This window comes from Gordonia sp. UBA5067 (genome assembly GCF_002414845.1).
GTDB lineage: Bacteria > Actinomycetota > Actinomycetes > Mycobacteriales > Mycobacteriaceae > Gordonia > Gordonia defluvii.
In genome coordinates, this window is record NZ_DIAX01000008.1 from 1 (window position 1) to 7923 (window position 7923).

9 protein-coding genes are annotated in these 7923 nt (G+C 63.9%); all 9 read left to right on the forward strand.

Annotated elements, in window-relative coordinates; genetic code table 11:
- The first annotated feature begins 251 nt into the window (after positions 1-251).
- The 9 genes from B4M62_RS00930 (at position 252) to B4M62_RS00970 (ending at position 7580) form a co-directional block, all read left to right on the forward strand.
- On the forward strand, positions 252-1349 hold the full coding sequence (locus tag B4M62_RS00930; protein ID WP_290703790.1) for an AAA family ATPase: 1098 nt from the start codon (positions 252-254) through the stop codon (positions 1347-1349).
- A 202-nt stretch (positions 1350-1551) separates the two neighbouring features.
- A complete protein-coding gene (locus B4M62_RS00935; protein WP_290703793.1) occupies positions 1552-1806 on the forward strand; it encodes a hypothetical protein in 255 nt (84 codons plus the stop codon).
- 409 nt (positions 1807-2215) lie between these two features.
- Positions 2216-2425: a hypothetical protein gene (locus tag B4M62_RS00940; RefSeq protein ID WP_290703796.1), complete on the forward strand. Its 210-nt coding sequence runs from the start codon at positions 2216-2218 to the stop codon at positions 2423-2425.
- Positions 2422-3891 carry a terminase large subunit domain-containing protein gene (locus B4M62_RS00945; protein ID WP_290703799.1) on the forward strand — a complete coding sequence of 490 codons (1470 nt, stop codon included), beginning with the start codon at positions 2422-2424 and terminating at the stop codon, positions 3889-3891. Before B4M62_RS00940 ends, B4M62_RS00945 begins: the two co-directional genes overlap by 4 nt.
- Entirely contained in the window at positions 3888-5168 is a 1281-nt protein-coding gene (locus B4M62_RS00950; RefSeq protein ID WP_290703802.1) for a phage portal protein, read from the forward strand. The genes B4M62_RS00945 and B4M62_RS00950 overlap by 4 nt, the downstream gene beginning before the upstream one ends.
- Positions 5168-5749 (forward strand): hypothetical protein, encoded by a 582-nt coding sequence (locus B4M62_RS00955; protein WP_290703805.1) that lies wholly within the window; start codon positions 5168-5170, stop codon positions 5747-5749. The genes B4M62_RS00950 and B4M62_RS00955 overlap by 1 nt, the downstream gene beginning before the upstream one ends.
- Positions 5746-6189: a hypothetical protein gene (locus B4M62_RS00960; protein ID WP_290703808.1), complete on the forward strand. Its 444-nt coding sequence runs from the start codon at positions 5746-5748 to the stop codon at positions 6187-6189. The genes B4M62_RS00955 and B4M62_RS00960 overlap by 4 nt, the downstream gene beginning before the upstream one ends.
- A gap of 225 nt (positions 6190-6414) precedes the next feature.
- Positions 6415-7257, forward strand: a complete 843-nt coding sequence (locus B4M62_RS00965) for a phage major capsid protein (RefSeq protein ID WP_290703811.1) — start codon at positions 6415-6417, stop codon at positions 7255-7257.
- Positions 7257-7580: a hypothetical protein gene (locus B4M62_RS00970; protein ID WP_290703871.1), complete on the forward strand. Its 324-nt coding sequence runs from the start codon at positions 7257-7259 to the stop codon at positions 7578-7580. Before B4M62_RS00965 ends, B4M62_RS00970 begins: the two co-directional genes overlap by 1 nt.
- Positions 7581-7923 lie beyond the last annotated feature (343 nt).

The window sequence follows — 7923 nt, forward strand, 5'->3', positions numbered from 1 at the left end:
CAGGCATGATCGACGGCCTGATCGACGAGGCCTCAATCAACCCCGAGCATGCCGACAAGTTCCTGCGCATGATCTTCAGCGACCAGGAGGCCATCTGAAATGACTGTCCAAATGCCGAACGGCCCCGGGGCTAACGGGGCCGTTCGTGAAAGCTCCAGGGCGCGGAACCTCACCGATTATAGGGCAGCACAAGCCCGACGTCGCGACGCCGCGCGAAGACTGCCACCGATCCAATGCTGCTCCTGCCACGCATGGTTCCGCGACCCCGCAAGCCACATCTGCAGGTGGGGCCGGTGGTGATCCCATATGGCACCGAATATGACGAAGACGGCTTCACCGCCGAAGACAGACTCCTCGAAGGGATCTTCTCTGGCGCATGGCTCGACCAGCAGACGTTCCCTGAACTGGAGGAGATCGTGACCGGAATCCTCGTCGAGGGCTTCGCGCTCATCGTCGGCCCACCGAAGGTCGGGAAATCATGGCTCGTCGGGAACCTGGCGCTCGCGTGCGCTCAGGGCGGCCGCGCTCTCGGCCGGATCGACGTCCGACAGCGGCCCGTCCTGTACCTCGCACTAGAGGATGGTCCCCGGCGCCTGCAGTCGAGGCTTCGGAAACTGAACGACGATCAGCCACTCCCCGACGCCCTCGACATGATCTGCACCGTCGAACCCGGCATGATCGAGGCCACCATCTCCGCATGGATGGAAAGACACCAGGACAAGGCCCCGCTCGTCATCCTCGACACGTTGGGGAAAGCGCGGCCACAACGCCGGGCAGGCGATGATCCTTACCTCGCGGACTACAAAGTCGGATCGCAGCTGAAAGCGATCGTCGACTCCATCCCCGGCGCGTGCCTCCTCGTCGTCCACCACACCAACAAGTCCGAATCGGGCGACTTCGTCGACGCCGTCTCCGGCACGCAGGGCATCGCCGGATCAGCCGACTCCATCCTGGTCCTTCGCCGGCCCCGCAAATCCAACGAGGCCACGCTCGCCATCACCGGACGCGACGTCACCGAACGAGAGATCGCGCTCCTTACCGACAACGGCAAATGGGAACTGGACGGCTTCACGATCGAATCCGCCGAACAAGTCGTCGAGACAAGGAAGGAGAAAGGGCACCAGGGAGATCAGTCTCTGGAGATCCTCGGCTACGCGAAGCAACACCCGATCGTCACCCCGAAGCTCGTGGCCGCGCACTTCAAGATTGATCCCAAGACCGCAGGCACCTATCTCGGACGACTCGTCGACCGGGAGCACCTGTTCCGAATCGCGTACGGCAAGTACTCGCACCAGCCCCCCGAAAGTCCAACAGGTTCAACACCGATCCCACTGGAGGTCGCCCAGTGACCAGACGCAACAGCAGACCGTGCCGCACCTGCAGTCGCAGCACGAAGAGCACCACCCGCTATTGCCCCGACTGCAGGCCAGAAGACGCCACCCCCCACGTCACCCGCGTCGAAGGCGGCATCACCTTCGCCGGACTCACCCTCACCGATCGGCAAGCCATCCGGCTCGCCAACCAGATCGCAGACAGCTTGGAGACAGCACCATGATCGACGACGGCATCATCCGACTCTCACCCGACGAGAACGGAATCACCGTTCACAACTACGACACCACCGTCGACACAGACCTCATCGTCAACGTTCCCATCCTCGCCTTCACCGACGACCGGCACGGCGACGAGATCCACATCCTCCTGAACCCCGCAGACGCAGTCGCACCCAGACTCCTGAAGTCACTCACCGCATACGTCAATGCCCTTTGCGCCCGACTAGCCGAACTAGCCGAGGACGACCAGTGAAACCCTGCCTCGCATGCGGTGAACCCGGCACCAACAGTCGCTGCGCCGACCACCAGCTCGACCACGGCCTGACCGCACACCAACGCGGATATGACAGCCGCTGGCGCAAACTCTCGGCACGCGCCCGCAAACTCCAGCCCTGGTGCGACGACTGCGGTGACATCGACGACCTCACCGCCGACCACTCACCCGAAGCATGGGCGCGACACGACGCCGGTAAACCCATCCGACTCCGTGACATCACCGTCGTCTGCCGTGCCTGCAACACCCTCCGAGGCAAGGCCAGGGGACGCACCCCTAAAACCGCAGGTCAGAGACCTCGCGGTAAGGCGCAGGGAGCGTTATACACCCCGGGGGGTATCCGGTGAGCGATCGACGAGACCCTTGGGAGAGTCCCTTGTGCGCTCTGATGTCCGCCGTCGAGGCGGTCGGGTGCAGCGAGTCGCCAGTCACGGAGAAGCGCGAGTTTCTGCACTGCACGGTCGACGAGGTGACTGCTGGTCTGGAGCGCGCCGACCTGGTGGAGTTGGTCTTCGGACTGGCCGCGTTGGCTGCTGATCGCTCCAGGGTGATCGGCGGCTTGCATGACCGGCTGGAGGCCCTGGAGGTGGGCAGGTGAAGGCGGGTCCGAAGGCGAAGACGGACGACTCGCCGTTGCCGTGGCAGCCGAGGTCGACCGGTGCCGCCCGGTTCAGGTCCTTCTGTGATCGCTTCGTTCGGGTGCCGAAGGGTTCGAATGCGAAGGCGAAGTTGCGGCTCCGGGACTGGCAGCTGGAGTTGATCTCCTCGATCGAGGACGCCGACCCGATGCCGCGTACGGCCGGGTGGATGTTGCCGCGCGGTTCGGGGAAGTCGACGCTGGTGGCCGCGTATGGGTTGTACCGGTTCTTCGCCGATGGCGAAGGGTCTGTTGTGGTCGTGGTCGCTGTGGATGAACGGCAGGCCGGGATCGTCTTCAACATCGCGCGCCGCATGATCGAGTTGGACGAGGATCTGTCGGCCCGGGTGCAGGTGTTCAAGGAGAAGCTGTATTGGCCTGCCACCGATTCCTACTTCCACTGTCTGCCGGCGTCTCCGGCGTCGCTGGAGGGCCTGGATTACACGCTGGCGATCTTGGACGAGGCCGGGGTCGCTTCGCGTGAAGCCTACGAAGTGTTGACGCTGGCGCAGGGCAAGCGACCGAAGTCGACGTTGGTGGCGATCGGCACGCCGGGACCGGACCCGAACGATCAAGTCCTCGTTGATCTTCGGACCGCTGCCGCCGACCACCCGGAGGACAAGTCTCTGGTCTGGCGCGAGTTCTCCGCGTCCGGCTTCGAGGACCATCCGGTCGACTGTGAGCACTGCTGGTCCCTGGCGAACCCAGCGCTCGACGACTTCCTGCACCGCGACGCCCTGGTCGCTCTGCTGCCGCCGAAGACTCGGGAGGCCACGTTCCGGCGCGCGAGGCTCTGCCAGTTCGTGACGGAGTTGGACGGCGCCTTCTTGCCTGCCGGTGTGTGGGCGGATCTCGGGACTGGTGAGCCGGTCCCGGACGGTGCCGATGTGGTGCTGGCCTTCGACGGTTCGTTCTCCGATGACACGACGGCCCTGTTGGTGGGCACGGTGTCGACGGTGCCGCACTTCGACAAGGTGAAGGTGTGGGAGAAGCCTTCGGGCGACGACACCTATCGGGTGCCGGTAGCCGAGGTCGAGGACGAGATCCGCAACGCCTGCCGCCGCTGGAATGTCGTCGAGATCGTCGCGGACCCGTTCCGGTGGACCCGCACCTTGCAGGCCCTCGAAGCCGAAAGTTTGCCGATCTGCGAGTTTCCGCATAGTCCGGCGCGGCTCACTGCCGCGACCGGTGACCTGTATTCAGCCGCCCTCAATGGCCGGTTGTCTCACTCGGGCGATCCGACGCTCGCTGCCCATGTTGGTGCAGCGGTGATCGTCGAAGACGCCCGGGGAATCCGCCTATCGAAGGCGAGTCGATCGAGGAAGGCCAAGAAGGTCGACTTGGCGGCCTGCCTCGTGATGGCGCACAGTCGCGCAACTTGGCGCGCAACTCACCGCAAGAAGAAGAAAGTGAGGTCATTCAAGTGACCGATCTACTCACCACCATGCTGGAGAAGTTGGAAGCACCCGCTCCGCGCTTCGACACCCTCGACCGCTACTACCGGGGACAGCAAGCCCTCGCCTACCTGGCACCTGAAGCGCGCACGGCGCTCGGGGACCGGTTCGGGCGGTTGGCTTCGAACCTGCCGCGCCTGGCCGTCACCAGCCTGTCTGAACGTCTCCGGGTGACCGGCTTCGAGGGCGTCGACGTCTGGGATGACTGGCTCCGCTCCGACCTCGATCAGGAGGCCGGCACCGCGCACCGCGAAGCCCTTCTTCTCGGGCAGGCGTACGCGATCGTCTGGGGCGACCAGTTCGGGCGTCCGCAGGTGACGGTGGAATCGGCACGGCAGGTCACCACCCTGCACGATCCGGGGACACGCCGAATCACCGCTGCGCTGAAGCGTTGGGAGACTGCCACCACCACCGAGGCCACCTTGTTCGGGCCGGACGAGATCGTTCGCCTTCGTGCCGACCAGCCGGGTGCAACGACGGCAGGCTTCAAAGTCATCGAGACGTTGCCGAATCCGTTGGAGCTGGTGCCGGTCGTTCGTCTCCGCAACGGCGACCGACTGCTCGACGACGGAGTCTCCGAGATTGATGATCTGATCCCGCTCGTCGACGCGCTGAACAAGATCCTGACCGACATGATGGTCACCTCCGAGTTCGCGGGCAGGCCACGCCGGTGGGCGACCGGAATCGAACTGGAGGAATCCGAGGAAGGCGAAGCGATCAACCCGATCCCGGAGGGGAACCGGGCGATGATCTCCGAGAACGAGCAAGCCAAGTTTGGGCAACTCGAATCGGCGGACCTGGCCGGCTATGAGACCGCGGTGAACGTGATCCTGTCGCAGATCATGGCCGTGTCAGGTCTGCCTGCCCACTATGTCGGGGTGACGACCGCGAATCCGGCTTCAGCGGATGCGCTTCGTGCCGCCGAAGCATCGCTGACTGCTCGGGCGCAGGCACGGCAGGCCGCCTTCGGCAGGGCATGGGAGGACGTCGCACGCCTGATTGTCGGTGTCCGTGACGGTGTCGACCCGCTGCAGGTCGATGTTCGGGTGTCGTGGGCGGACGCGGCGACCCGCTCGATCGCCCAGGAAGCCGACGCTGTCACCAAACTGTTCTCCACCGGTCTGCTGCCGGCCTCGTTCGCGCTGCAGCGACTCGGGTACTCCGAGACCGAGATCGACGTGATCCGCACCATGCGCCGCACCGAAGCCCTCGATGGCGCGGCGGTCGACCTGTCGAAGTTGGTGCTCTGATGTCCTACGCAGACACCTTGAAACGGCTCGCCGCTGACAGCGAACGACAAGCCCTGGCCGTCTACCGCCTGTTTGTCGAGGATCGCCTCGATCGGGACGACACGATCAACCTGATCGCGACGATGATCGCCCGGGCGAACGGCAGGGCACGAATGCTGGCCGACTATGCGATCGCCGTCGATCTGATGATTCAACTCCAAGAAGTCGTTCCGGTCACTGGGGTCGATGTTCCTGATGACACTTCGAGGCTAACAAAAGCGGCGTCGACGGTCCTGGGGACTGCTGAAGCCTCCGACGTCCCCGAAGCGATCGTCGCACGCCTGGCACGGTCGGAACCGCTGGAGGCTGCCGCGAAGTCGTACTCGGAGGCGATGGTCCGTTCCGGCAGGACGAAGGGCTGGACCCGGCAGCTGTCGGGGAAGGCTTGCCAGTTGTGCCGCTGGTGGTCTCGCGACGGCAGGATCTGGCCGGCAGAACACCCGTTCCAACATCACAAGGGCTGCACCTGCACCCCGAAACCCGTTGTCGCACCAAATATTCGGGAAACCGTACGCACTGCACGAGAGAAGGGAATCCGATGACCGAGAACATCATCACCGAGACCGACGAGATCACTATGCCCGACACCGAGGCACCCGAACCGGCCGAAAGTCGCGCAGACGGCGAACCAGAGGCCGCTACCGACGAACCTGCAGGTGACGATGACACCTTCAGTCGCGAATATGTGGAGAAACTACGGCAGGAGAACGGCAAGTACCGCCAGCGTGCCCAGAAGGCCGACGACCTGGCGCACCGACTGCATCGTGCCCTCGTCGCCGCCGATGGTCGACTGCAAGACCCTTCGGATCTCGACTTCGACGACAACCACCTCGACGGGAACCACCTGACCGAGGCGATCGGAGATCTCCTGCAGCGTAAGCCGCACCTGGCCGCACGCCGGATCTCCGGGGACATCGGACAAGGCGCAGTCAGCACGCCCGCCGAAGTGAACCTGATGGGCCTGCTTGGGGGTCACCAGTGAACCGGGAAGAAGCACGCGACGCACTGACCGCCCAGATCGGGGAACTGGCCTCGACGGCAGGAGCCGAACAGGTGCTGAAGTTGGCGCAGGCGTGGGCGGCCCTATGGTACCGTCCTCGCGAATAATCCCAGTATGTGAGACGATGGGGGCAGGTTCCTGGTGAACCTGCCCCCATTCTCGTCCTGGAGACGAAGGACCAACTTCTTCTCTCAAAGGACAAACATCATGGTTGAGCAAGTCGCCACCAATCCCACCCTCCTGCAGGACCAGGTCGCCAGCCTCCTCGTGCAGCCCCTCGAAGCGGCGTCGGTCGTCCTCGCTGCCGGACCCCGAATCTTCGACACCGCCAGCGAACTCCGAATCCCGAAACTCGTGTCCGGCACGACCCCCGGCTTCGTCGCCGAAGGTGGCGAGATCGCCTCGACACACGACGTCACCTTCAACGAGGTGAAACTGATGCCGACCGAACGCAAGAGCATCAAGTCGATCCTCCGGTACTCGAACGAGCTGGTCCGCCAGTCCGTCATCGGAATCGACTCGGTCCTGAAGGCACGCCTGGTCAAGGACGTGTCCGACGCCCTCGACACCGCCCTGCTCAAGGGTGCCGGCACCACCAACTCGATCAAGGGCCTCACCGCCCAGTCGGGCGTGACCACCGGTGCCCTCGATGTCACCGACCCCGACAGTCTCCTGGACGCGATCGCCGCACTGAACGCCCAGGAGATCATCCCGAACCGTTGGTTCATCTCCGGTGCCGACTTCGCTTCGCTCCGCAAACTGAAGGAATCGGCCTCGTCGGCCCGGTACCTGCTGGAGCCTGATCCGTCGAAGCAGTCCGGGACCACCTTGTTTGGTATCCCGGTGACCATCACGAACAAGCTGTCTGCAGGGAAGGCGATCCTCGCGGACATGTCGACCGTCGCGATCGCCCGGGACACCAGCCCTTCGGTGACCGTCCTGAACGAACGCTACGCAGAGTTCGACGAGGTTGGTCTTCGTGTGACGACCCGCTACGACCTAGGTCTACTGCACCCGAAGGCAGTCGCGGTCCTCACCGCGACCCCGTGATGACTCCGACAGGCTCCGATGTCGCCGCGTTCCTCGGACAGCCTGCTGATCCGGCGACCGTCGCGATGGCCGGTCAGACGTTGCCGATCGTCGAGGCGATGGCACGCGCGTACACCCGCGACCGTGGCTTCACCGACGACGGGCCGGAACCTGATGTCGCGGCAGTCCTGGTGACTGCTACGGCCCGCATGATGACGAACCCTGGACAGATCGCACGCGACTCCACTGCCGGCCCGTTCAGCGAGTCAATCAGGGGTGGCTTCGTCGGATGGTCGCTGGCTGAAACGTTCGTATTGAACCGTTACAGGAAGCGGTCACTGTAAGGTTCGGCTGAAGGCCCCGACGTGAACTCCCCCCGAGTCAGCGTCGGGGCCTTTCCTTGCAGGTAAACCACTGTTGAAGCCGTGGAAACTGTTGATCTGCCTGTAAACCCGCAGGTCAAAGGACTAAACGCGGAGGATGAAAGTTCAACAGAGTTCAACACCCTGTTGAACTTCGGTTCCGTACCCAAACGCTTACCCAAACCAGGTCGGAAATCCGTCGATTACCGCCTACGTCTGCAGGCGTCCGTGAGTGTTCAGAAATAGGGGACTACCTGGGTAAACATGAACACCAGCGAACATCGGGGAACATGCTTTCGAAGACTGGGGGTCAAGTGGTCGCAGG

What these genes read in the sequence shown, in the direction of transcription:
- B4M62_RS00930 (WP_290703790.1), top strand. Translation starts at nt 252, where the DNA reads ATGGTTCCGCGACCCCGCAAGCCACATCTGCAGGTGGGGCCGGTGGTG.
- B4M62_RS00935 (WP_290703793.1), top strand. Translation starts at nt 1,552, where the DNA reads ATGATCGACGACGGCATCATCCGACTCTCACCCGACGAGAACGGAATC.
- B4M62_RS00940 (WP_290703796.1), top strand. Translation starts at nt 2,216, where the DNA reads ATGTCCGCCGTCGAGGCGGTCGGGTGCAGCGAGTCGCCAGTCACGGAG.
- B4M62_RS00955 (WP_290703805.1), top strand. Translation starts at nt 5,168, where the DNA reads ATGTCCTACGCAGACACCTTGAAACGGCTCGCCGCTGACAGCGAACGA.
- B4M62_RS00960 (WP_290703808.1), top strand. Translation starts at nt 5,746, where the DNA reads ATGACCGAGAACATCATCACCGAGACCGACGAGATCACTATGCCCGAC.
- B4M62_RS00965 (WP_290703811.1), top strand. Translation starts at nt 6,415, where the DNA reads ATGGTTGAGCAAGTCGCCACCAATCCCACCCTCCTGCAGGACCAGGTC.
- B4M62_RS00970 (WP_290703871.1), top strand. Translation starts at nt 7,257, where the DNA reads ATGACTCCGACAGGCTCCGATGTCGCCGCGTTCCTCGGACAGCCTGCT.